The organism is Herbaspirillum robiniae, assembly GCF_002213415.1.
In the GTDB taxonomy this organism is placed as follows: domain Bacteria; phylum Pseudomonadota; class Gammaproteobacteria; order Burkholderiales; family Burkholderiaceae_D; genus Herbaspirillum; species Herbaspirillum robiniae.
Genome location: NZ_NJGU01000004.1, coordinates 475,261 through 499,520 on the forward strand (window position 1 = coordinate 475,261; position 24,260 = coordinate 499,520).

The following is a 24,260-nucleotide window of genomic DNA, read 5'->3' on the forward strand; positions in this document are numbered from 1 at the left end:
CCGGCAGGTGCACAGCACACCAGAAGCAGCAACACCACGAACCACACCCCCAAGGAGATCGCATGCAAAACTTCAAGATCAAGCCCGGCGTACCGCTGGCAGAGCAGCCTGAACTCGGACACAACCGCTGGCACCCGGACCTGCCGTTCCTGGCGTCGGTCAAGCCGGGAGAATCGATACTGATCGAATCGCTGGATTTCCTCGACGCCCAGATCAAGGACGCCGATGACGTCTCCGATGTCAAAAATGTCGACCTGACGCGCGCCCATCCGTTGACCGGCCCGTTCCACGTCGAAGGCGCCGAACCGGGCGACCTGCTGGTGATCGACCTGCTGGACATCAAGCCGGTGACGCCGGTCGGTTTCTCCGGCGTGTTCGCCAAGGAGAACGGCGGCGGTTTCCTGGCCGACTACTTCCCCGAGGCCGACAAGGCGATCTGGGACCTGAAAGGTCTGTACGCCACTTCGCGCCACATTCCCGGCGTGCGTATCGCCGGCCTGACTCACCCGGGGCTGATGGGTTGCCTGCCGTCGCATGACCTGCTGGCCGAATGGAACCGCCGGGAGGCGCCGCTGGCGGCCAAGGGCCTTGCCAAGCCGCCCGATCCGGGCACCGCGGTGCTGCGCGGCCTGACCGGCGCCAAGTTCGACGAGATGGCCAAGATCGCGGCGCGTACCGTGCCTCCACGCGAGCATGGCGGCAACACCGACATCAAGGATCTGTCGGCCGGTACGCGTATCTTCTTCCCGGTGTACGTGAAGGGCGCCGGCTTCTCGATGGGCGACCTGCATTTCTCGCAAGGCGACGGCGAGATCGGTTTCTGCGGCGCCATCGAGATGGATGGGGTGAGCCACGTCGGCTTCGACCTGATCAAGGGTGGCATGGCGAAGTACAACATCACTTCGCCGATCTTCATGCCCAGCATCGTCAAGCCGCATTATGAGCAGTGGCTGACGTTCGAAGGCATCAGCGTCGAGAACGGCACCAACTACTACCTGGACGCCACGGTGGCTTACCGCCAGGCCTGCCTGAAGGCGATCGACTACCTGACCCACTTCGGCTACACCGGCAGCCAGGCCTACATGCTGCTCACCGCCGCTCCGGTGGAAGGGCGCATCGGCGGCATCGTCGACATCCCCAACTGCGCCTGCACGGTGGCCTTGCCGACCTCGATCTTCGACCAGGACATCACCCCCAAGGGCATGCTCAACGACGACTCCTACTGGGGGCGCAAGCGCTAGCGCCGACATGGCCGCCCGCGGATCCGGCGAACCGGATTCGCGGCGACCGTGGTTCATTTCCGCAACGACATAAGGAGAGGCAAATGCCCCTGTACGATATCCGCTGCAGCCACTGCGAAGGCATCTTTGAGAAGTTCCTCAGCATGCAGGCGCTGCATGGCGAGGTGGCTTGTCCTTATTGCAAGCAGGAGACTGCAGCCGCGCCCTTGTTGACGGGCGGGCGAGTGGGCTTGCAGGTGAGGGAACGCTGGCGGCCGCGCAATGGCGCCGAGCAACTGGCCGGGCAGGGCGCCGCCGGCCCGGGCGCGCACGCGGGCGCGGCGCGCAGCAGCGTGCTGCACAACTGCAAGGGACACAGCTGCAGCATCTGCGCGACCTGAGCGGGCGCGGTGCTCAGGCCAGCCTTGCGATCAGAAGGGCCAGCCCGATCACGCACAGCAGGCCGACGAATGCCACCAGCTCGAATTCGGGAAAGCCTTGCCGGGCGTGTCGGCGCAAGTGGTCCAGGCGCGGATAGCGGCCCAGCGTGAGCACCTTCAGCGCCACGTTGCCGATGGCATAGAACACGGTGTAGAAGAGCAGGCTGCGCAGCAGCGCGCCGAAGCATCCGAAGAGCGCCTCCATCGGCCGCCTCCTTATTCCAGCATGGCGTCCAGTCCGGCCGACAATTCCTTCAGCGCCGGCATCGCCAGGTCCGCCTTGTCTGCCGCATGCTTGACCAGCAACGGCGTCCAGGCCGGATCCACGCCCAGTTTCTTGGCCACCTGCGCCGGATAGCAGGCGCGCGCGGCGTCATCGTCGAGCTTCAGGACTTCCACGCGGGCGATCCATGCGCCCAAGAGCACCCAGGCGGCGGCGCGGTCGAGCTTGCCGGTGGCCATGGGATCGGGGATGTCGCGCAGGGCCGAGGCCAGCGCGTCGGGGAAATTCCAGATCTTCGCCAGCTCGGCCGAGACGTCGGCGTAGTGGAAGCCCCAGCGTTCCTTTTCCTTGTCGGCGCGGGCGGCGTCGAGCACATTGACCTGCTTGTCCAGCGGCGCCACCTCGGCCGCCGCCACCACGTGCAGCTGCAGCTGGCCGATGCCGTGCATCATGCCGACCGTGAAGACGGCGTCGCCGTTGTCCTGGCCATGGTCGCCGGCGTGCATGGCCAGCCAGCGCGCGGCCACCGCGGTGTAGAGGTTGTAGCGCCAGAACTGCGGCAGGTCCATGCCCTTGGTGTTCTTGAAGGCGGCCACCATGCCGTTGCCCAGCACCAGGTTGCGCACCATCACGAAACCCAGCATGCGCAGCGCATCGTCGACCGTGCCGACGGTGCGCGAGACGTGGAAGAAAGCGGAGTTGGCCAGCCGCAGCAGCTTGGCCGAGAGCGCCGGGTCGGCGGCGATCTGGCGCGCGATGTCGGCGGAGGAGACGTCTTCGGAATTGAAGCTGGCAATCAGTTGCTGGACCACCTTCGGTACGGTCGGCAACTTGCCGGGTTGGTCGACCAGGCTCTTGAGCTCCATGAAGATTCCTCCGTGCAATTGTTTTATGGTCAATACCGGGAAATGCGGTTCCATTGTCGCAGAGATCGTGCGATTTGCCGTGGCCTTTCTCCGTATCATGGAGCTGACCAACATCCCTGGGAGGGAGCACATGGCAAGCCGCAAGAAACCCGCCGACCACGTCGCCGAGCACGCCGCCGAAGCCGCAACCGCGCAGCAGGCGGGCGCCGGATGGGGCGACGTCAACGCCTACCTGACCGATTCCATGCAGCGCACCTTCCTGTTCCTGGATACGCTGTTGGATCGCGGCAACGATTATCTCGAGCACCTGGAGCAGGGCACGCCGCCGCTGTTGAAATTCGATCATGAGCTGGTGGTGGACGGCCACGACCTGCCGCAGCCGTGCAATTACGCGTTGCTGCGCCTGCAGCCGCCGCCGGGCCTGCCGGTCGATCCGCAGGCGCGGCCGGTGGTGGTGGTCGATCCGCGCGCGGGCCATGGCCCGGGCATCGGCGGCTTCAAGTTCGACTCCGAGGTGGGCATGGCGATGAAGGCCGGCCATACCGTGTATTTCGTCACCTTCCGGCCCGAGCCGGAGGACGGCCAGACGCTGACCTCGGTGATGGATGCCGAGGCCAGCTTCCTGGAAGAAGTGATCCGCCGCCACCCGCAGTGCAAGGCCAAGCCGGTGGTGATCGGCAACTGCCAGGCCGGCTGGGCGATGATGACGCTGGACGCGGTGCGCCCCGAGCTCTTCGGCCCGCTGATGATGGTGGGCGCGCCGGCCTCCTACTGGGCCGGCAGCTCGACCCTGAACCCGATGCGCTACAGCGGCGCCACGCTGGGCGGGACCTGGCTGGCCTCGCTGGCGGCCGACCTCGGCGCCGACCGTTTCGACGGCGCCTACCTGGTGGAGAACTTCGAGAAACTCAATCCCGCCAACACCTTCTGGAACAAGTACTACAACCTCTGGTCCTCGGTCGACACCGAGGCGCCGCGCTTCCTCGAGTTCGAGCGCTGGTGGGGCGGCTTCTTCCGCATGACCGGGGCCGAGATCGAGTCCATCACCGAGAACCTGTTCGTCGGCAACAAGCTGGCGCGCGGCGAACTGATGGTCAAGGGCGCGCCGGTCAACCTGCGCGACATCACCTCGCCCATCGTGGTGTTCGCCTCCTGGGGCGACAACATCACGCCGCCGCCGCAGGCGCTGAACTGGATCATCGACGCCTGGGGCGACGAGCGCGCCATCGCCGCCGCCGGCCGCACCATCATCTACGTGCTGCACGAGAGCGTGGGCCACCTGGGCATCTTCGTGGGCGGTTCGGTGGCGCTGAAGGAGCACGACCAGCTGGTGAGCTCGCTGGACGTGATCGAAAGCCTGCCGCCCGGCCTCTACGAGATGAAACTCGAGCGCAAGGACGGCAAGGAAACCCAGCGCTGGGATGAACTGGAGCCGGGCGACTACACCGTGCACTACGAGCACCGCACGATGGAGGACATCCGCAGGATCAATCCCGAGGGGCGCGAGGAAGAGTCGGTGTTTTCCACCATCAGCCAGTGGTCGGAGATCAACTCCAGGCTCTACAAGACCTGGCTGCGCCCCTGGGTGCGCATGGCCGCCACGCCGGCGACGGCGGGCGCGCTGATGCAATTCAACGCGATGCGCATGCAGCGCAAGCTGTTCTCGGACAACCATCCCGCCGCGGCTTTCATCCGCCAGCAGGCGGCCGACGCGCGCGCCAAGCGCGTGCAGCTACCGCAGGACCATCCGCTCAAACAGTTCGAGCAGCGCATGGCCCAGCGCATCACCGACGAGCTCAACGCCTACCGCGACCAGCGCGATGCGCGCACGGTCAAGATGACGCGCCAGTTCTTCGGCGCCAACGGCCTGGGAGCATGGCTGCCGCCGCGCGAGCCGGATGCCGAAGTGGCGCAGCGGCGCGCATTGCAGGAGCTGGGCGAATATCGCGATGCGGTGCTGGAGTCGATCGACGAGGGCGGCTTTGCCGAGGCCGTGTGCCGCATCGTGATCGCCGGCATGGTCTCCATCGGCGCCTTCGAGCGTCGCAGCCTGCGCCTGGCGCGCCTGTTGGCGCAGTTGCCCAATATGCACGCCAGCGTTTCGCCGCAGACCAACTGGGTGCAGCTGCTGAAGGACCAGGCGCGTATCACCGCGGTGGCGCCGGTCGAGGCGCTCAACGCGCTGGAACAGATGCTGCCCGACACCGCCACCCGCGAGCGCGCGCTGGCGCTGGCGGCGGCGGTGATGATGATCGAGCCGACGCTGGCCAATCCGCGTTCGGAGATCATCGAGTTCCTGATCGGCACGCTGGGCGTAGATCCGGACAAGGTGATCGCGCTGGCGCGCAGATTGACCGCCGCCATCGGCGAGCAGTCCGATGAGATCAGCTTGCCGGCCAGCGGGAGCCGGGCGGCGAAGCCGGTGAGGAAGACCACGGCGAAGTCGGCGCCGGTGAAGAAGGCAGAGATGAAGCCGGCGCCGGCGAAGAAAGTGCCGGTGAAGAAAGCGCCGGTGAAGAAGGCCGTCACCGCGACGGCCGCAACGGCAAAGACGAAGGCAACACCAAACGCGCCGGGCAAGACAGCGGCAACGAGGAAAGCACCGTCAAAGGCGCCGGCGCGCACTCCCGCGAAGAAGGCGCGCGGCGCCTGAGGTTGCCGGAAGAGCTCAGTTGCCCGGCACCACGCAGCTGCTGACCTCGCGCTTGTCCAGCAAGGGGATGATCTGACCGAAGCCGATGCGCTGGAAGTGCTCCGAGTTGCGGTGCGCCTCGAAGCCGGCGGCATCGGTATAGCGTTCCAGGATCACGAAGTGGCCGGGCTCGCTGGTGGAGACGAAGAAGTCGTAGTAAAGATTCGCGGGTTCGCCGCGCGAAGCCTGCGCCAGTTCGCTCAGCAAGGCCTGAACCTTGCCGGCTTCGCCCGCCTTGGCATGGTAATGGGCGATGACCTGGAAATAGGGTGTGGTCATGATTGCTCCGTAAAAAAAATGTCGGCCAAAGGCCGTAATGTCGTTCCACTGAGCTGGAACTATCGCCGTCATCCTGACGAAGGTCAGGGGCCGGCGTCGTTCAGCGTCCATCCATACGCCACGAAAGCCACTGGATCCTGACTGTCGTCAGGATGACGGGTTAAATCGTCACGTTTAACTGAACCGTATTCGTCCCGGGGCCGGGGACGTCACGCCTTGGCGGGTTTCTTCAGGACCTTGGCTTCAAGGTCCCACATCGCCCGGTCGCTGGTGGAGATCGCCACCGCCCCGTGGGCGATGGCGGTACGCGCGTTCTCCTCATTGCAGACGAAACCCGAGGCCACGATGGGCGGCAGCAGCTGGCGGTCGCCCTCGTGCAGGTGGGCCAGCATCGGGGCCGGCATCAGCTGCACCAGGTTGGGATCGCTCTGTTCCAGCGCCTTGACGCTGCGCGGCCAGGTCGAGCGGTCGGTCACGAATACCTTCTGCATGCTCACCATGCCGGCGCGGTTGGCGCGCTGGATGGTGGCCACGCGGGTCGAGACCAGGCTGGTCACCCCGATGTCGGCCAGGTACTCCACGCCGCCCTTGTCCTGCGACAGGCCTTCGCAGCTATCAATGTTGACGATGGCGTACTTGCCCGCCCTGGTCAGCGTGGCGATCACCGGCTGCAGCTTGCGCAGGTCGACGTTGGCCACGATGGAAACCTCCGCCGCGCTGGCGATGAAGGCCTCCAGCTGGTCGGTGCCGTACAGGGTCGCGATGACCGGGTGGCGCGTCAGCCGCGCACCGAGGGACTTGTCCATCTGCTTGTTTCGTCTCGTCTGGGTTGATTATGTCGACTCGTGCGGGAGCGCGTCGGTGAGGCCGAGCTTCCCGGGGTTGAGTATGTTTTTGGGGTCCAGCGCCTGCTTCACCGTCGCCAGCAGGGGGAAGGCCGTGTTCAGCGAGGCTTCCATGTAAGGCGCGCGCAAGAGGCCGATGCCGTGGTGGTGGCTCAGCGCCGCATTGTAGCGGATCAGTACCGCGTTGGCGGCGTCCCAGGCCTGGCGATACCACTTCTGGCGGTCTTCCACCGCGACTTCCCCGCGCAGCGAGAAATACAGGCAGGCGCCGTCCACATAAGCATGCGACTGGTGGGCCGAACCCGCCAGCGTGCCGGGCACCGCGTTGATGGCCTTGACCACATCGTCGTAGATCGCCGGCAGGTCGCGCCAGGGGCCGGACATTTCCAGCGTGTCGGCGACGAAACCGGGGCTGCGCTTGAAGCCTTCGGCGCTCTTGCCGGTCAGGTAGCGGGTGTCGAGCCAGCGCTCGAAGATGGCCTCGCCGTCCAGCTTCTCGCCCAGCTGCGCGCACACGCGCTCGCTGATGCTCATGACGGCGTCGACCATTTCGCGCGGGCCTTCGTCGGCGATCAGCAGCACGTTGCTCTGCGGCAGGCTGAACTGCACGCCGCTTTCCAGCTCGTCGTACAGGCGCAGCGCGGCCGGGTTGGCGCCGTTCTGCATGATCTGGCGGCAGGCTTCCAGGCCGACGGCGAAGCTCTTGAAGCCGTAGGCGATGGCGCGGCCGTAGTCGGGCAGGCGATGCAGCTTGAAGCGGGCGCGCACGATCACGCCCAGCATGCCTTCGGAGCCGATGAACATCTGTTGCAGGTCGGGGCCCAGCGCGGCGCGCGAGTAGCCGCCGACGGTCACCAGGCGGCCGTCGGCCAGCACCACGTCCATGCCGAACACCATGTCTTCGATCTTGCCGTAGCGGGTCGAGAGCTGGCCGGCGCCGCGGCAGGCGATCCAGCCGCCCACGGTGCTGATGGCGTAGGACGAGGGCCAGTGGCCCATGGTCATGCCGTATTCCTTCTGGATGGTTTCTTCGAAGATGTCGCCGAACATGCCGGCTTCCACTTCCACGATCTGGCTGTCGCGGTCGAAACCGAGCATGCGGTTCAGCCCGCAAACGTCCAGCACGATGCCGCCGCGCACCGGCAGCGCGGCGCCGGTGACGTTGCTGCGGCCGGCCGACACGGTCAGCGGGATGCCGCCGGCATGGGCGATGCGCATGACGGCCTGCACCTGCTCCACCGTGGACACGCGCACGATCACCGCGCGCGGGGTGGCCGGCTTGCCGGCGGTCTCGGTCATCATGGAGCCGGCCCACCAGTCGCGCGTCCACGCCACCACGTCGGAGGTGGCGGTCATGACGTCGTCGGCGGCCGCGCGCAGCGCGGCGATGGTGGCGTCGGCCGGCAGCACGGCGTCGCGCTGCAGGCCCGGCGCGTCGGGCGTCTCCTTGATGGCGGCGGCGAAGGCGGGCGGGGTGTGCGCGCCGACGATGTAGTTGCCGCGGTTGTAGCCGCGTTTGATGGCTTCTTTGCTGATCATGCTGTGTCTCCCATAAGAACGGATTTTTCAAGAGCGATCGAACGCTGATAGGCGTCGACCTGGATGGCGGCGTCGTGCGGGGAAATTCCCAGCTCGGCCTGAAGTATCTGCGCCACGCGCGGGGCGGCCTGGGCCGAGGCGTCGCGCGCCATCAGGCGCGCGCGGGTGCGCCGCGAGAGCACGTCGTCGACGGTGCCGGCCAGCTCGTGGCGCACCGCATAGACGATCTCGGCTTCGGTGTAGGGCAGGCCTTCGATCAGCGGGCGCGACAGCGCCGGGTCGGCCTGCATGATGTCGCTGACGAAGCGCGCCTCGGTGCCGTAGCGCTCGCCCAGGTGCGCCGACATGCCGCCGGAGGCCACGATGGCTTCCGGGTCGTAGCCGGCCGCGCCCAGCAGGTAGGCCGACTTGGTGCTGCAGCGCGCGCGCCGTCCCAGTACCTTCTGGACGGCGTCTACCGTCTGCTCGGCCATGTGGCGCGAGGTGGTGAGCTTGCCGCCGACGATGGTGACCAGGCCGTCGGGCGCGGTATGGATCTCGTGGTCGCGGCTGATCTCCAGCGTCTTGCCGCCGGGCGGCGCCACCAGCGGCCGGCAGCCGGCGATGCTGCCGACCACGTCTTCGGGCTGCAGGTCGGTCCTGAGCGCCGAGCGCGCGCCTTCGAGCAGGAAGTCGAGTTCGCGCCGGGTGCACATGACGTCGTCGAGGTCGCCGTCGTAGTCCTCGTCGGTGGTGCCGAGGTAGGAGACGTTGCCCCAGCGCGTGATGGTGGCGCGCCGGCTGCGGCCCGGCACCGGGATGGTGACGGTGCAGTCGTTGCGGATCTTGATCCAGGGGATGGCCACGTGCACGCCCTTGGCGGGACGCACGTGGAAGGCTTTTTCTTCGCCCTTGCGACGTCCGCTCCAGTCGCGCAGCCAGACGCCGGTGGCCATGATCACGGCCGCCGCGCGCACGCGGATCTCGCGGCCGTCGGCATGGACGATGGCGCCGTCGACCTTGCCGCCGGCGTCGCGGGTGATCTCTTCCACCCGCGCGTGATTGGTCACGGCCGCGCCGTGGAAGGCGGCGGTGCGGGCCACGGTGAGCGTGAGGCGGGCGTCGTCGACGCGGGCGTCGAAGTACATGAAGCCGCCGGTCAGGTGCTCTTCGTTGAAGGTGGGGCAGTGCGAGAGCACCTCGGCCTTGGTCAGCTTCTGGTGCAGGATGCCCTCGCGCCAGCCGCCGGCCAGGTCGTAGGTCCACAGCAGGCTGTCGAAGGCCTTGGCCAGGCGCTTGTCGAACACGCCGTCGCGCTCCATGACCGGGAACAGGAAGGGCAGGCGCTGCACCAGATGGCGCGCGTTGCGGCGCAGGCGCTGGCGCTCCAGCAGCGAATGGCGCACCAGCCCGAGGTTGCCCTGCTCGATGTAGCGCAGGCCGCCGTGCACCATCTTGGAAGACTTGGACGAGGTGCCGGAGGCGAAGTCGCTCTTCTCCACCAGCGCCACGCGGTAGCCGCGCAGGCTGGCGTCAAGCGCGGCATAGGCGCCGGTGATGCCGCCGCCGACGACCAGGATGTCGAAGCTGTCGGCCTCCAGCCGGTCCAGCTGCTCGCGGCGCGACAAGCGCAACGGATCGGTGCTGGCCATGGCGGCGCGCTGGCGGGCGGCGCGGCCGAATGAAAATGCGGGTAATGCAATCATGTCTTGTGTTTCTCCGGCTCAGTGCGTTGCGAATTGCTGCGCGTGGCGCAGCTCGGAGGCGATCCGGGCGTGCCACAGTCCGCGCTTTTGCGCGCGTTCGTCTTCGCCGATGCGGGGTTCGAAGACGGTGTCGATCTTGGCGGTGGCGCGCGCCTCCTGCATGGAATCCCACAACAGGCCGGAGGAGCCGGCCAGGTAGGCGATGCCCCGCAGGCTGGCGCGGTCGGTCTCTTTCATGCGCTGGATGGGGATGCCGGTCAGGTCGGCCTGCATCTGCAGCAGCACGTCGCTGCCCGAGAGGCCGCCGCCCACGGTGAGCGTGGAGACCGGCACCGCCGCCAGCTCGCGGTTGGCTTCGATGCAGGACGCGACCGAATGGGCGATGCCTTCGAGGATGGCGTAGGCGATCTCGGCCTGGGTGGTGGCCATGGACACGCCGTTGAGCGCGGCGCGCGCGTCCGGTTGCATCTGCGGCACGCGCAGTCCGGTCAGCGCCGGGATGAAGGTGACCCCGCGCGAGGATGGCACGGTGGCGGCCAGCGCGCTGATGTGGCGGGCGTTGTCGAACCAGCGCAGCTTGTCGCAGACCCAGTTCAGCAGCGAGCCGGTGGTGGCGACGAAGGTCTCGACCGAGAAGTGCGAGACGCCGCCCTGGCGCCGCGCCGTCATGGTCAGCGTGCTGTCGGACTGGCCGCTGCGCGCGGGCAGGCGCGGCCCGACCAGCAGGTCGACGAAGCTGCCGGTGCCATGCAGGCACATGGACTGGCCGGCGTCCAGGCAGCCCAGCCCGATGGCGCCGGAGAGCTGGTCGCCGGCGCAGGCCAGGATGGGGACATCGATGCCCAGCAGGTCGGAGCGCGTGCGGCCGAAGTCGTCGGCATCCTGGCGCAGTTCCGGCAGCAGCGCGCGCGGGAAGCCCAGCGCGTCGATCCAGTCGAGCTGGTAGCGGTGCTGGGCCAGCTCATAGGCGTTGCAGGAGGTGGCGTTGGTGGGCGTGGTGAAGGCCGCGCGCCGGTCGGAGAGGTGCCAGAGCAGCCAGGTGTCGACCGTGCCGAAGGCCAGCCGGCCCTGTTCCCAGGCTTGCCCCACGGCGGGCGTGTCGCGCAGGTGGCGCGCCGCCCACAGGTAGGGCGAGCGTACGCCGCAGGGGCGGCCCACGCTGTGGCGCAGGCGCGGATTCCACTGCGGCGCCAGCTGGTCCAGTTCGGCGGCATAGCGGGTGTCCTGCCACACCATGGCCGGCACCAGCGCGCGGCCGGTCGAGGTGTCCCACAGCACGGCGGTGGCGCGCTGGGTGGCGATGGCCAGCGCCGCGACGTGGAGGTGTTCCTCCTGCGCCTGGCGCAGCGTGGCGCGGCAGACGGCGATGGTTTTTTCCAGCAGGGCGTTGGCGTCCTGCTCGACCACGCCGGGGCGCGGCGAGTCCGCCTGCAGCACTTCGTACTGCAGGCAGGACACATGTCCGTCGGCGGCGACGACCGCCGCGCGCGTGCCCGAGGTGCCCTCGTCGATGGCGAGGATGACTTCCTTTTTCATCATGGTTGGCTCTTGTCGATGGCCGGGGTCATGAAGGCGGGCTGGTCGCCGCGGTCGTCCTTGAATTGCGGGGCGCCGCTTTCATTGTCCGGGTTGATGGTGGTGCGGGTCGGATCCCAGCGGATGGAGAAGCAGATGATGCTGGCCACCAGCGGGACCACGGAGAGGATCAGGAAAGTGGTTTCCAGGCCGTACTGCGCCCGGAACAGCGGGAACACCAGCAGGCCAAGCGCCGCGCCGATGGAGCCGAGCGCGCCGATGATGCCGTTGGCGCCGGCGCGCAGCTCGCTGCGGAAGGACAGCGAAGACAGGCTCTTGCCGTTGGCGCCGGGGCCGCCGGAGTGGAACAGGATGAACAGCGACGGCACGATCACCGCGACCCACAACGGCATCTTGCCGTTGAACAGGCCCAGCACCAGCAGCATCAGGAACACCGCCGCGAAACCGAACGCCGAGGCGCGCCGCAAGCCCAGCTTGCGGCCGATCAGCGGCGAGAGGAAACCGCCGAAGATGCCGAAGACGTTGAACACCAGCGCGCCGATGGTGGAGTAGATGAAGTCCTTGCCGAACAGCGCGGCGCTGATCAGCGGCAGGTACCAGCCGATGGCGAAGTACTGGATCGATTGCCCGATCTGCACGGTGGCGGCCAGGATGGTGCGCGGCAGGTAGACGCCGCGGAAGATCAGCAGCACGTTGGCCAGGCCGCGGCGCGCCATGTTGGTGACCGGGATGCGCTCGGCGTGCGGCGCGGCGACGAAGTCGCGGCCGTAGATGCGGGTCATGGCGGCGGCCGCGTCTTCCAGCCTTTCCTTGCGGGCCAGCCAGGTCGGGCTCTCGATCAGGAACATCAACTGCAGCGCCAGGATGGCCAGGCCGAACACGGCGATGGCGCCCACCGAATAGCGCCAGATGGTGTCGCCCACGTCCCATGAGTAGAACATCATCGCCAGCAGCAGGTTGGTGCACACGGCGGTGTACCACATGCCTTGCCAGGTGTTGAGGCGGCTCTTGAGCTTGACCGGCGTGAACTCGGCCAGCACCGCCATGGCGATGGCGAAGTCGATGCCGTAGGCGGCGCCGGCGAAGAAGCGGCCGGCCAGGATGACCTGGAAGTCCGGCGCGAACACCACCAGCAACGCGCCGGCCACCGCCAGCACCTTGGCCAGGATCAGCGGGCGCACACGGCCCCAGCGGTCGGCCATCCAGCCACCGATGGGATTGAAGGCGATCGCCACCCACGAGGCGAACGACGTCAGCAGCGCGACCTGGGCCGGCGTGAGCTGCAGGTTGCGCGTCATCGGGGCCAGGCCCGCGCTGAGCGCCGAATTGGAAAACGCGTCGAGGAACAGTCCGCCCAGGGCGAGCCACCAGACAAGGCCGGCGCGGCCGCGAATACCAGGACAGGAATCTATGAAGGCGATGACATCGTCGATGCCACGAAGCTTGACGGCAGCAGTTTGCACAGCGGTCTCCTTATGTTGTTCTGTAAGAGGCCGCAGCAAGCTGCACGCGTGACGAGACCATCCTACAGATGGTCTCTTATCTGAATCTGCCCGGCGATTCTATGAGGGCCGCGCGGGGCCTGTCAACACAAGTCGATGTTGCACTGCGGTCGCAGGCGTGGGGGAAGAAGCGGTGGAAAGCGCCTCAGCCGATCGCTGCCCACAGCAGCGAGATGCCGGAGGCGATGAGCAGGACGTCGAGCAGCAACTGGTGATGGCGCTCGCTCATTTTCATCACGAAGGCCTTGCCCACGAAGGTGCCCGCCATCAGCGAGGCGCCCACCAGCAGGCCCTGCAGGAAGACATCCAGCGGCATCGCGCCCATCTCGCGGAAGGTCAGCACCTTGCTCACATACAGCGCCAGCGAACTGGCCGCTTCGGTGGAGAGGAAGGCGCCCTTGGCCAGGCCATAGGACGTGAACGCCGGCACGCTCAGCGGACCGGTGGAGAGCACGATGCCGGTCAGGTAGCCGATGCCCGCGCCGCATAGCGAGAGCTGCCACAACCTGAGCTTGAAGTTGCGCTGCCTGAGCCAGTGGCGCACCGGTACCATGGCGATGAAGAAGGCGCCCAGGCCGACCTCGATCCAGTGCGAGGGCAGCCGCAGCAGCGTGCGTGCGCCGAGGATCGCGGCCGGCACGCCGGTCACCGAATAGGCGGCGAAGGCGCGCCAGTCGACCACGCGCCACCAGGCCATCACGCGCGACAAGTTCGCCATCACCGCCGCCACCGCCATGATGGGCACTGCTTGTTTGGGACCGAAGTTGTACACCAGCACCGGCAGCAGCATGATGGAGGAGCCGGTGCCGATGACACCGCTGATCATGCCGGCGAGCAGGCCGACGGCGAGGACGAAGAGATAGGCTGCCACGAAAATTTCACTTTTTTGGGGATCCGAAATTATACGGTGTGGCGCCATGGAACTGCTGGGGATTCGGTGCACATGGGTGATGTGCAGGAAGAGCTGGTAAGCGTTTCATCTGTCATTCGAACTGCGCTGATTTTTAAGCTGCAAAGGTAGCCGGCAGTTGATTCGTTGATAGTCTCTGCGTAATTTCCTTCGTTTCGCATCCTGCAGTGCGTAGGCGTCGGGCCTCATTCTCCGGCGAGACAGATAGATCGGGCCTGTACACGCATCGGCGTCAATCCCCAGGCTTCCGAGCCGCCTCCGGCCGCTGCGATGCTTATCGGGGAGTCCGACATGAGCGATCAAGTTCAGACCGTCCTTGGCGACAAGGAGCACGTCACGCATCTCGGCCATGCGCTGACCTATGCCAATCGGGCCGGCAACAAGTGCTTCGAGGTGCCGGCGCGCATGCCGGGGATAGTCATCTTCATCCATGGCGTCAATGACACCGGGGCGGCCTATCCGGTCGTCGAAGAAGGCTTGTGTCAGGGATTGAACGAGCGCTTGTCGCGTTCGGATCTGACGGCGGCCAGGTATGGTGTGGAATATCGCGCGGCCCTGTCCACACGCCCGGAAGAGCGGCAGCGCAAAGACTGGCGATGCATAGAAGACCCCGACACCTACCTCTACCAGCGCGACCCGAACAACAGGTCGCGCAGTTTCTTCCTGCCGTTCCACTGGGGCTATCGGGCCGCCAGCGCCGACATCGCTCGGGTCGACAATGCCGGCGTCGTCAAGAGCCGTGAAGCCGATGCCGAAGGCAACCTGATGACGCGCGGGCAATACCAGGACATCCGGGGCAACCGCCTCGACCGGAATTTCGGCAAGGGCGGCGGTTACTTCGCCAACGCCACCAACAACATTCCGGACATGTACGGCGCAGGGTTCCGGGCCGGTCGCGCAGCCAAGGGCGTGACGGCGGTGGCGGCCGGCGGGCCCACGGTGTACATGAGCGATAGCCCGGATCGCCATTACTTCATCCTGGCCGCCACCCGGCTGGCCGACTTGATCCGCACCATCCGCACCATCGTGCCGTGCCCGGCGGCGGCTGCCGCCGGCCTGGATCCGCAGCACGACACCATCACCATCATGGGCCACAGCCAGGGCACCATCATCGCGCTGCTGGCCATGGCATTGCTCAAGCAGCAGGGGCAACGCTGCGCCGATTGCCTCATCATGGTCGACACCCCCTACAGCGTACATGCCACCGGCGCCAGCAGACAGACCGGCACGGCCCGCCTGAAGACGCTGGTGGACATCGTCAACGCCGTGACGCAGCACCCGTACCGGATTCCGGAACTTGCCGAATTGCTGGTGACGCACGAACGCCATGGCGGACGCGCCGGCAAACGCTGGCGGGTGGATGGCGGGCAACGACCGGCGCAGGATGGGCGCGAGTGGATACGCTTTGTCGAGCGCGACAATCGCGGCAAGGTGTATCTCTATTTTTGCCCGGAGGATGTGGTGGTGTCGATGAGGGATGTGCAGGGCATCGGCACATTCGGCGTGCCCGATGAGGTGGCCGACGACAGTGCGGCAGCCGTGGCCAGGCGCAAAGAGGCAGTGGCCAATGCCTTGAAGAGGCCGGGGGCGGCATCACTGCACGCGCGCCATCCGGACTTTGAAGCGATCGCGCGCGCAACGTCGTTGCCGGCCATGAATGCGCTCAGCGAGATGCGCTTTTATCAGCGGATGTGGACGCGCATGGAACGGCCGCCCCAACCGGGAGCGGCGCCCACGCGGGTGGCGGTGGGGCAGCCGCCGGCCAGCATGCCGGTACGCCTGCCCGGAGAACGCCTGGCCGCAGGCCCCGACACGGGCGCCGATCGGCTGGTCAATGTCGCCCTGCACGCCGGCTTCGCCAGGGACAATATGCGCTTCATCAACGGCGAGGCGCTTAATCCCCCATGCCTGCCGGACCTGTACGGCGGCGAAGAAATCAAGGGAAACCCGCATACCGTGGGCAAGCAGCGCATGGACGACGTTTCGCAAAACATCGCACTGGGAAACCAGAACGCGCGCCTGCGCTGGATCCTGGTCGACACCATTCCCCAGCCGGCGTCGTCGGCGGCCTGCCAGGCGGAGTGCGAAGAGCGCAAGGCAGCCTTCAACCAGGGCAAGCGGGTAGACGACCAATCGGCCAACTGGCGCTGGAGCGAGACCAAGGATGGCAGCAATAGGGCGGCGATCAGCCGGGAAGAAACGCCCAACGAAATGCGGGCGCGCTTTGGCAGTACCGATGCGGGCCTTGAAGATAACAATTATCACTCGGCGATTCTACGGAGCGCGGGCAACCATCGCTGGGTCACGGCAATGGACGTGGCCATCGGCCAGGCGGTGACCATGGATGATCCGGACTGGAGGGAGTTGTTGATGCGAATGGCGGATTGGAGATTGGATGCAGAGGCTACTGAGAAGTTGTCGGGTAACCCAAATTATCGGCGTCTTGATCCACAGACGCGAAGTCTTCTCGCCGCATGCGGGAAGTATTACGAATTGGGAGAGTTTCCTTACGAGCACATTTCATTACAGATGCCACCGCTGGTGACCAGCGAGGAGAAGTCCGGAGGTAATACATGACGCCGAAGCTGTGGCCCTATGTATTGGTGTTGTTATTGGCAGGGTTGTCATGGCTGAGCTGGATCTGGTACCAGCATTACCACTATTACGTAACGACAGGACAGGAGCTGGGCATGATGGGCAAGCAATGGTGGGCAGGTATGCTAGTCTTGGGGATGATCGGGTTGGCAATCTTCGGCGGCCATGCCGCATGGCTGAACCGCGCCGCAGTGGCCGCAACCGATACCGGAGCGGCCGACGGCTTGCAAGCAGGAACAACCAGTCCTGCGGTCAGATGGAGCAATCCGTCGCCGCTGATGCGGCAGGAGGGGCGTAACTTCGTTCTCGAAGTGAGAGCAATTGGAGCTGCTGTAGATGCGATAGTCAACGATGAGATTTGGAAGGGCATCGAAAAGAAAGGCGAAACGCATATGACGTTTTTACCGACCGATCCAAGTTCCTATCCAGACAATGACTTCAAACGGGAGCACATATACGGGATGAGCATCGGGCTGAGCTTCGAATATGGCGCTCGCGGCATCGTCGACCAATGGCCGATGCCAGCCATTGCCTACGGACCGCCCAAGCACTACTCCAGTGGAAACCGCGCTGGCAAGAGCATCAGTAGCGGGCGCTCCGCGGCAGGTCTCGGCGTTGCCCTGTTCTTATGGGAGGACGATGCCAATACCGAAGATGGCGCCGAGTCGTTGGAAAAATTATTCTCCTTCTTTGATCGCAATCCGGATGTGCCGGCGGCAATGGTGATCTCACGCGATGGCACCTATGATCGCCTGTTGCGACGTGCACCGGGCAGCGGTCGCATCCAGTTGGGTGAAGGCAAGGTGGATATGCCGGATAGTATGGGCGCCTTGATGGTGACCCGGTCGGATCGGGTAGATCAGTTGGTGCGGCCGTTTGCAGTACACATTCCGCGAGGCGTGAATAAGACCAATACCGCATACGACCTGATCAAACAGTGGAATTTTTACTGGAAAAAGAACGTAGATAACGGGCCAGACAGCTTTGAGGCGCAATACAAAAAAGCGGAAGCAGAAAAAGGCGTGCTTTACCCCACTTTCCCCGGAACCATGAGCTCGACCTACTGGCACAGCCAACTCCCCGAGCTCTGGAAAACCATCAGCAACAAAGGCCCGGGGCAATTCAATCCTTCGCCTTACCTGCCGATTCGCTGGACCGATTGGCAAGTCAAGCAATTCGACGCCATGCCCTTGCTGGGCTACTTGCATCGTCCGGTGGACGTGAACCTGAACGATGAACATGGCAAGCCGCTGCGTACTCCATATCAGGTGCAGGCCTTAAAGGAGGGCTGGGCGCGCGCAGTCGAGGGGCTGGAAGGGCAGCGCCAGCCCCGGCGCGTGTTCTACGACACCTCCACCGACAAACACTGGGTGATCGCACTGACCCAGGCGCTTGGGCAATCAGGCGACGACGCGCCGCGACCGGGTGAGCTCAAGGAAGGCTATGACATCGGCCACCGCATCGGCAAGACCGGCGTCAGCTCACCGCTGATCCAGGTTGGACTGGCGATCGTGGCGGGTTATGAAGATGGGGCTGCCAGCGCGACGGTCAACCTGCGACCGGGCGGTCGGGCCAGCATCGTGATGGTCAGCCCGCCCGAACCGGAGCGCAAGAAATCGATGATGCAGGCGTTCGGGGCGCCGTAGTTGTCTTTGAGCGATACGGGAAGACTGATGAGCAAGCAATGGTGGGTGGGCATGCTGGTCCTCGGGACGATCGGGTTGGCAATCTTCGGCGGCCATGCTGCGTGGCTGAACCGCGCCGCAGTGGCCGCAACCGATGCTGGCGCCGCCGATGGTTCATCGGCTGGCCTGGCGAGCCCTACGGTCAAATGGAGCAACCCATCGCCGCTGATGCGGCAAGAGGGGCGTGACTACGTGCTGGAGGTGAGGGCAATTGGCGCCGCTGTAGATGCGATAGTCAACGATGAGATCTGGAAGAGGATAGAGAAAATGGGCAAAACGCACATGACGATCCTGCCGACGGATCCCAATGCTTATCCAGACGATGACTTCAAACGGGAGCACATATACGGGATGAGCATCGGGCTGAGCTTTGAATATGGTGCTCGCGGCATTGTCGACCAATGGCCGATGCCGGCGATTGCTTATGCGCCCCCTAAACATGTCACCAGCGATAGTCGAGCCGGTACCGATATCGCTGCAGGTAGATTCGCTGCAGGCCTCGGGGTGGCTTTGTTCCTATGGGAAGACGATGCCAATACCGAAGATGGAGCTGAGTCGTTGGAAAAACTATTCTCCTTCTTTGATCGCAATCCGGACGTGCCTGCGGCAATGGTGATCTCCCTGGACGGTACTTTTGATCGCTTGTTGAGACAAGCACCGGGCAGCGGTCGGATCCAGTTGGGCGCGGGCAAGGTGGACATGCCCGACAGCATGGGCGCCCTGATGGTGACGCGGTCAGATCGGGTAGATCAACTGGTACGGCCATTTGCGGTACACATTCCGCGAGGCGTGAATAAGACCAATACCGAATACGATTTGATTAAACAATGGAATTTTTATTGGGAAAAAGACGATTCTCGCAGGCCAGATAGTTTTGCCGCGCAGTATAAAAAGAAGGAAGCCGCGAAAGGCGTGCTTTACCCCTCATCCCCTGGGGTCATGACTTCTGCCTATTGGCACAGCCAACTCCCCGAGCTTTGGAAAACCATCAGCAACAAAGGCCCGGGGCAATTCAATCCTTCGCCTTACCTGCCGATTCGCTGGACCGATTGGCAAGTCAAGCAATTCGACGCTATGCCCCTGCTGGGCTACCTGCATCGTCCGGTGGACATCAATCTGAACGATGACCATGGCAAGCCGCTGCGTACTCCATATCAGGTGCAGGCCTTGAAGGAAGGTTGGGCTCGTGCAGTCGAGGGGCTGGAAGGGCAGCGTCAACCTCGACGTGTGTTCTACGACACTTCCACCGACAAACATTGGGTGATCGCACTGACCCAAGCGCTTGGGCAATCAGGCGACGACGCGCCGCGACCCGGCGAGCTCAAGGAAGGCTATGACATCGGCTACCGCATCGGCAAGACCGGCGTCAGCTCACCGCTGATCCAGGTTGGACTGGCGATCGTGGCGGGTTATGAGGATGGGGCTGCCAGCGCGACCGTCAACCTGCGACCGGGCGGTCGGGCCAGCATCGTGATGGTCAGCCCGCCCGAACCGGAGCGCAAGAAATCGATGATGCAGGCGTTCGGGGCGAATTGAACGTCGACCTTCGATAACTCAACGAGGACGCTCGCCCGCCGCCAGCCGCGCCTCGATCTTCGCCACCACTTCCGGCAGGTCGGCCACCGAATCAATCACATAGTGCGCGCCGGCGGCGAACAGGCGTTCTTCCGCGCGCGTCTTCAGCGCAGCGACTTCGGCCGGCTGCAGCGCGGCCAGTTGCGATTGCGTATGGCCCACTTCATTGCCTGACAAGGACACGCCCACGCTCCACATGCCGGCGCGGATGCCTTCTTCGATGCCCGGCACGGTATCGTCCACCTTGATGCAGCCGGCCACATCGCCGATCTTCAGCGCCAGCACATTGGCCAGGGCCATGAAGGGGCCCGGGCGGCCGCCTGCCGCGAGCTCGTCGCCGGCGACGACGTGGTCGGGGGCGATGCCTTCCCTGGCGGCCAGCGGCAGCAGCACGTCCAGCACTTCACGCGGATAGCCGGAGCAGGAGCCGACCTTCAGGCCGCGCTCGCGCAGCCATGCCAGCATGGTCGCGGCGCCGTCGATGGCTTGCGAATATTCGCCGACCTTGGCGATCTGCATGGGCATGAAGCGCGCGTAGATGGCGTCCACGTCCTTGTCGGTCGGGGCGCGGCCGGTGTAGCGCTGCCATTGGCCGGCGATGGCGGCGTCGTCCAGCAACGTGCGGATGTGCTGCCACTTGGACAGGCCCATGGGGCCACGCGCCTGTTCCAGCGTGATCTCGATGTCGAAGCTCTTGAAGGCGTCGACGAAGATCTGGGTCGGCGCCAGCGAGCCGAAGTCGACCAGAGTGCCGGCCCAGTCGAAGATGACGGCTTGCAGGGCGATGGCGGGTTGCTTGGCGGTGGTCATGAGGTTTCCTTGTTCGGTGGTTTCAGGGTTCAGTGCGCGGCGGCGATGAAGTTGCGCCCGCGCGGGCCTTGCAGGGCGCGCTGCACCAGCGCATCCCAGGCGTCGGCGATGCCGTAGTGGGCGGGGTCGGTGGACACGCCCAGGTCTTCCAGGAAGGCCGACAGGCGCGCAACCGCGCCTTCCTTGCCGGCGGCGTTGAAGATCTGCAGCAGCAGGGCGTCGACCGCGTCGTCGCGGCCGAAGGCCAGGCGCATGATGTGCGGCAGCGAGAACGAGCAGGCGATGCCGTGCGCCACGCCGTGGTGCAGGGTGATGTCGTAGGACAGCGAATGCGCCAGCGCCGTCTTGGTGTTGGAGAACGCCAGGCCCGCCTGCAGCGCGGCCACGGCCATGCGTTCGCGCAGCGCGAGGTCATTGGGCTTGCGCATGAGTTGCGGCAGCGTGGCCATGATGTCGCGCGCGGCGGCCGCGGCCAGGCTGGCCGAGACCGGATTGCGGTTGACGTTCCAGATCGATTCCAGCGCGTGCGACAGCGCATCCAGCCCGCTGGCCAGCGTGGCGCCGGGCGGCAGCGAGAGCATCAGCTTGGCGTCGATGACGGCGGCCTCGGGCCAGGTCCACGGGCGGTGCAGCGAGTACTTGCTGCCGGCGGCGGCGTCCCAGATGGTGGCCCAGGGCGTGACTTCGCTGCCGGTGCCGGCGGTGGTCGGCACGGCGATCAGGGCCTTGGCGCCGGCGGCGGCCAGCGGCGCGCCGTCGCGCAGATGCGCCAGCAGCTCGTCGAAACGGCCCGAAGGTGTCGGCGCCAGCATGGCCTTGGCGCAGTCGATCACGCTGCCGCCGCCGAAGGCGATCACGCATTCGACCTCGCGATGCCGCGACCACACGCGCTCGTACATGGCCGACAGCCAGCTCACGTCCGGATTGGGCAGCACCGTATTCTCGATGCCTGCCAGTTGCGGGCCGAGCAGGTTGGCGAGGTATTGTTCCAGGCCCAGCGCCTGGGCTTCGGGGAACGTGACCAGCAGCGCGCGGCGGCCGGCCAGCAGGGCCGGCAGTCGTTCCAGGCTGCCGGCGCCGGCATGCACCGAGACAGGGTTATGAAAATTCCACATGAAGATATTTTTCTGAAATGGTGATCTGGTTCAGTGCGAGCGGCCGTCCTGGATCATCTGGCGCAGGCGGCTGGAGATGGCGTCGGCGACCACCACCATCAGCGTCACCACGACGATGCAGGTGGCGGTGTCCTGGTACTTGAACAATTTGAGGCTGTTGACCAGCTCGAAGCCGAGGCCGCCGGCGCCGACCATGCCCAGCACGGTGGCCTGGCGCAGGTTGACCTCGAAGCGGTAGAGCACCGTCGCGATCCAGGCGGTGACGACCTGCGGCAGCACGCCGAACACGATCACCTGCAGCGGACGGGCGCCGGTGGCGCGCAGCGCTTCGAGCGGGCCGTCGTCGATTTCCTCGATGCTTTCGGCGAAGAACTTGCCGACCATGCCCACGCCGTGCAGCGCCAGCGCCAGCACGCCGGGGAAGGGGCCCAGGCCGACCGCCGAGACGAACACCAGCGCCAGGATCAGTTCGTTGATGCTGCGCGTGACGTTCAGGGCCTGGCGCACCGCCTGGTAGACGACGCGGTTGCGGTTCAGGTTGCGCGCCGCGAGGAAGGACACCGGGATGGCGCCGATCACGCCCAGCAGCGTGCCCCATAGCGCGATCTGCACGGTCTCCACGGCCGGCGTCAGCAGGTTGCCCAGGATGCTCCAGTTGGGCGGGACGGAGCGCGAGATGAAGTCGCCGATCTGCGGCAGGCCGCCGGCCAGTTCGCTCCATGACAGTTGCGTGCCGTGCGCGCTCCACGCCAGTACGAAGGCGGCGCCGGCGACGGCGGCCACGCACAGCAGCCAGGCGCGCAGGTTCAGCGGGCGCGGGCCGGTCCAGACGTAGTCGTGGTAGCTGCCCGAGGCGTCGGGGGAAGAGGCGTTCATCACAGTACTCCTTGTGCGGCCAGCTCGGGCGCGGGCGTCCGGGCAAGCGGCTGCTCCGCGGGCTGGACTTGTTCCAGTCCGCTGTAGATCAGGTTGAGGTGGGACTCGCGCAGCTCGTCGCCGCGGCCGTCGAACACCAGCTTGCCGCCGGAGAGGCCGACGATGCGGTCGCCGAATTCACGGGCGTAGTCCACCTGGTGCAGGTTGCACACCACCGTGATGCCCAGTTCGCGGCAGGCCGCGCGCAGGTATTGCAGCACCAGGCGCGAGGTCTTGGGGTCGAGGCTGGCTACCGGCTCGTCGGCCAGGATCACCTGCGGGCGTTGCGCCAGCGCGCGCGCGATGCCGACCCGCTGGCGCTGGCCGCCGGAGAGCGAATCGGTGCGTTCATGCGCCTTGTGCTCGAGCTCGACGCGGCGCAGGCAGTCCATGGCCAGCTCCACGTCCTGCCGCGAGAACAGCTGCAGGATGGAGGCCAGAGCAGACACCTGGCCGAGCCGCCCGGTCAGCACGTTCTTCAGGACCGACAGGCGCGGCACCACGTTGTGGTGCTGGAAGATCATGGCCACGTTGCGGCGCAGCTTGCGCACGTTGCGCATGTCGGTGGCGTCGAATCCGGCCGCCACCAGTTCGCCGGAACCGGGCGTGACCAGGCCGTTGATACAGCGCAGCAGGGTCGACTTGCCGGCGCCCGAGGGGCCCAGCACCACCAGGAATTCGCCGGCGGCGACATCGAGGTCGATGCCGCGCAGCACGGCATTGCTGCCGTAGTGCTTGGTGAGCGATCGGATCCTGATCATTATTTCATCGCCTTCAGGTCGAGGTTGAGGATCTTGGCGGTGTCGCGCACCACGTTGTAGGCGGCGTCGTTGGTCGCGACGAACCCGTTCAGTTCGCCGCGATCACCCCAGGTCACGCCCTTAAGGCTGCCGAAGGCGGCGGCGATCCTGGTGCGAAGCTCCGGCGGCAGATCCTTGCGCCAGACCATCGGCGACTCGGGGATGTCGGGCGAAGTCCACACGATATTCAGGTCGTCCTGCTTGACGACGCCTTTGCTGACTGCCAGCGCCAGAATGGGCGAGGCCACGGCGGCGGCGTCGACCTTCTTGTTGGCCACGGCCAAAATGCTGGCGTCATGGGAGCCGGAGAAAACCACGCGGGAGAAATACTTGGCCGGCTCGTAGCCAGCTTTGGTCAGGCCGGCATTGGGGAACAGATGGCCAGACGCCGAGGACGGATCGACGAACGCCAGAGTCTTGCCCTTGAGTTGTGCCAAGGTGGCAAGGCCGCTGTCCTTGCGAGTGATCAGCAGGCTGTTGTAGGAAGTCTTGCCGGACTTTTTGGTCTCGGGCACGGCGAAGGCCTCGACGTTGGCGACTGTGGTGGCCAGGGCGTAGGAGAACGGGCCAAGGTAGGCGATGTCGAGTTTCTTGGCGCGCAAGGCCTCGATGATGCCGTTGTAGTCGGTCGAGATGAAGGGCTTGACCTTCATGCCCAGCTGCTGCTCCAGCTTGGCGATGACTTCCTTGCTGTTTTCCAGCATGGCCTGGGCGTCCTCGGACGGAATCAGGCCGATGGTCAGGGTCTGTTGTTGGGCGAAGGCGGGCTGGCCCAGCAGTGAGCCGGCGAGGGAGCCCAGGCAGAGGGCGAGGAGGGAGCGTCGTTTCATGTTCTGTCTGTCCTTGTTCGGTGGCGCGCAAGGCATTTGGGCCTTGATGGGTTCGCGGCTGTCATTCGGAAATGCGGAAAAGTGAAAACCATGCAAAATAGCCACGAGGCTTGGTGTGGCAAGGTGTTCGTCCGGACAGGAAGAAGATTAAAGAGGCTTTATGACGCCTTTATTATCGATATAATCTTAAAAATCACT

At 65.5% G+C, this 24,260-nt stretch carries 20 protein-coding genes; 6 read left to right on the forward strand and 14 right to left on the reverse strand.

Annotated features, from left to right (window positions below; genetic code table 11):
* The first annotated feature begins 62 nt into the window (after positions 1–62).
* On the forward strand, positions 63–1,241 hold the full coding sequence (gene fmdA / locus CEJ42_RS08760) for a formamidase (RefSeq protein WP_088750664.1): 1,179 nt from the start codon (positions 63–65) through the stop codon (positions 1,239–1,241).
* 83 nt (positions 1,242–1,324) lie between these two features.
* Positions 1,325–1,621 carry an FmdB family zinc ribbon protein gene (locus CEJ42_RS08765; protein ID WP_088750665.1) on the forward strand — a complete coding sequence of 99 codons (297 nt, stop codon included), beginning with the start codon at positions 1,325–1,327 and terminating at the stop codon, positions 1,619–1,621.
* Positions 1,622–1,634: 13 nt separating this feature from the next.
* Here CEJ42_RS08765 and CEJ42_RS08770 read toward each other — a convergent pair whose 3' ends face one another.
* Complete coding sequence (locus CEJ42_RS08770) at positions 1,635–1,865, reverse strand: hypothetical protein (RefSeq protein ID WP_088750666.1); 231 nt, start codon at positions 1,863–1,865, stop codon at positions 1,635–1,637.
* 11 nt (positions 1,866–1,876) lie between these two features.
* Entirely contained in the window at positions 1,877–2,749 is an 873-nt protein-coding gene (locus CEJ42_RS08775) for an HDOD domain-containing protein (RefSeq protein WP_079214732.1), read from the reverse strand.
* A 130-nt stretch (positions 2,750–2,879) separates the two neighbouring features.
* On the opposite strand from CEJ42_RS08775, the gene CEJ42_RS08780 reads away from it, so the two are divergent.
* Entirely contained in the window at positions 2,880–5,402 is a 2,523-nt protein-coding gene (locus tag CEJ42_RS08780) for a DUF3141 domain-containing protein (RefSeq protein ID WP_088750667.1), read from the forward strand.
* Positions 5,403–5,417: 15 nt separating this feature from the next.
* Here CEJ42_RS08780 and CEJ42_RS08785 read toward each other — a convergent pair whose 3' ends face one another.
* The 7 genes from CEJ42_RS08785 to CEJ42_RS08815 all read right to left on the reverse strand — a co-directional run bounded on the left by CEJ42_RS08785 (position 5,418) and on the right by CEJ42_RS08815 (position 13,698).
* On the reverse strand, positions 5,418–5,720 hold the full coding sequence (locus CEJ42_RS08785) for a putative quinol monooxygenase (protein ID WP_088750668.1): 303 nt from the start codon (positions 5,718–5,720) through the stop codon (positions 5,418–5,420).
* 209 nt (positions 5,721–5,929) lie between these two features.
* Positions 5,930–6,526 (reverse strand): glycerol-3-phosphate responsive antiterminator, encoded by a 597-nt coding sequence (locus tag CEJ42_RS08790; RefSeq protein WP_079214735.1) that lies wholly within the window; start codon positions 6,524–6,526, stop codon positions 5,930–5,932.
* A 27-nt stretch (positions 6,527–6,553) separates the two neighbouring features.
* A complete protein-coding gene (locus CEJ42_RS08795; RefSeq protein ID WP_079214736.1) occupies positions 6,554–8,104 on the reverse strand; it encodes an FAD-binding oxidoreductase in 1,551 nt (516 codons plus the stop codon).
* The gene (locus CEJ42_RS08800) at positions 8,101–9,789 is read right to left on the reverse strand and encodes a glycerol-3-phosphate dehydrogenase/oxidase (RefSeq protein ID WP_088750669.1); all 1,689 of its coding nucleotides are present in this window, start codon (positions 9,787–9,789) and stop codon (positions 8,101–8,103) included. The genes CEJ42_RS08795 and CEJ42_RS08800 overlap by 4 nt, the downstream gene beginning before the upstream one ends.
* Before the next feature lie 18 nt (positions 9,790–9,807).
* Positions 9,808–11,328 (reverse strand): FGGY family carbohydrate kinase, encoded by a 1,521-nt coding sequence (locus tag CEJ42_RS08805; protein ID WP_088750670.1) that lies wholly within the window; start codon positions 11,326–11,328, stop codon positions 9,808–9,810.
* The gene (locus tag CEJ42_RS08810; RefSeq protein ID WP_088750671.1) at positions 11,325–12,788 is read right to left on the reverse strand and encodes an MFS transporter; all 1,464 of its coding nucleotides are present in this window, start codon (positions 12,786–12,788) and stop codon (positions 11,325–11,327) included. The genes CEJ42_RS08805 and CEJ42_RS08810 overlap by 4 nt, the downstream gene beginning before the upstream one ends.
* A 184-nt stretch (positions 12,789–12,972) precedes the next feature.
* Positions 12,973–13,698, reverse strand: a complete 726-nt coding sequence (locus CEJ42_RS08815; RefSeq protein WP_243397825.1) for a sulfite exporter TauE/SafE family protein — start codon at positions 13,696–13,698, stop codon at positions 12,973–12,975.
* 330 nt (positions 13,699–14,028) lie between these two features.
* On the opposite strand from CEJ42_RS08815, the gene CEJ42_RS08820 reads away from it, so the two are divergent.
* From CEJ42_RS08820 to CEJ42_RS08830, 3 genes are read left to right on the forward strand one after another with little or no spacing between them, the layout of a single operon-like run.
* A complete protein-coding gene (locus CEJ42_RS08820; RefSeq protein ID WP_088750761.1) occupies positions 14,029–16,314 on the forward strand; it encodes a T6SS effector phospholipase Tle3 domain-containing protein in 2,286 nt (761 codons plus the stop codon).
* Positions 16,311–17,978 carry a type VI lipase adapter Tla3 domain-containing protein gene (locus CEJ42_RS08825; protein ID WP_088750673.1) on the forward strand — a complete coding sequence of 556 codons (1,668 nt, stop codon included), beginning with the start codon at positions 16,311–16,313 and terminating at the stop codon, positions 17,976–17,978. The genes CEJ42_RS08820 and CEJ42_RS08825 overlap by 4 nt, the downstream gene beginning before the upstream one ends.
* A gap of 27 nt (positions 17,979–18,005) precedes the next feature.
* On the forward strand, positions 18,006–19,553 hold the full coding sequence (locus tag CEJ42_RS08830) for a type VI lipase adapter Tla3 domain-containing protein (protein WP_088750674.1): 1,548 nt from the start codon (positions 18,006–18,008) through the stop codon (positions 19,551–19,553).
* Positions 19,554–19,571: 18 nt separating this feature from the next.
* Here CEJ42_RS08830 and phnX read toward each other — a convergent pair whose 3' ends face one another.
* The 5 genes from phnX to phnD are packed head-to-tail and all read right to left on the reverse strand — an operon-like array spanning position 19,572 to position 24,062.
* On the reverse strand, positions 19,572–20,402 hold the full coding sequence (gene phnX, locus CEJ42_RS08835; protein ID WP_088750675.1) for a phosphonoacetaldehyde hydrolase: 831 nt from the start codon (positions 20,400–20,402) through the stop codon (positions 19,572–19,574).
* Positions 20,403–20,431: 29 nt separating this feature from the next.
* The gene (gene psrA / locus CEJ42_RS08840; protein WP_088750676.1) at positions 20,432–21,517 is read right to left on the reverse strand and encodes an iron-containing alcohol dehydrogenase PsrA; all 1,086 of its coding nucleotides are present in this window, start codon (positions 21,515–21,517) and stop codon (positions 20,432–20,434) included.
* A gap of 30 nt (positions 21,518–21,547) precedes the next feature.
* Positions 21,548–22,393 carry a phosphonate ABC transporter, permease protein PhnE gene (phnE, locus tag CEJ42_RS08845; RefSeq protein WP_088750677.1) on the reverse strand — a complete coding sequence of 282 codons (846 nt, stop codon included), beginning with the start codon at positions 22,391–22,393 and terminating at the stop codon, positions 21,548–21,550.
* Positions 22,393–23,193, reverse strand: coding sequence for a phosphonate ABC transporter ATP-binding protein (phnC, locus tag CEJ42_RS08850; RefSeq protein ID WP_088750678.1), 801 nt, complete (start codon positions 23,191–23,193; stop codon positions 22,393–22,395). The genes phnE and phnC overlap by 1 nt, the downstream gene beginning before the upstream one ends.
* Positions 23,193–24,062: a phosphonate ABC transporter substrate-binding protein gene (gene phnD / locus CEJ42_RS08855; RefSeq protein WP_088750679.1), complete on the reverse strand. Its 870-nt coding sequence runs from the start codon at positions 24,060–24,062 to the stop codon at positions 23,193–23,195. The genes phnC and phnD overlap by 1 nt, the downstream gene beginning before the upstream one ends.
* Positions 24,063–24,260 lie beyond the last annotated feature (198 nt).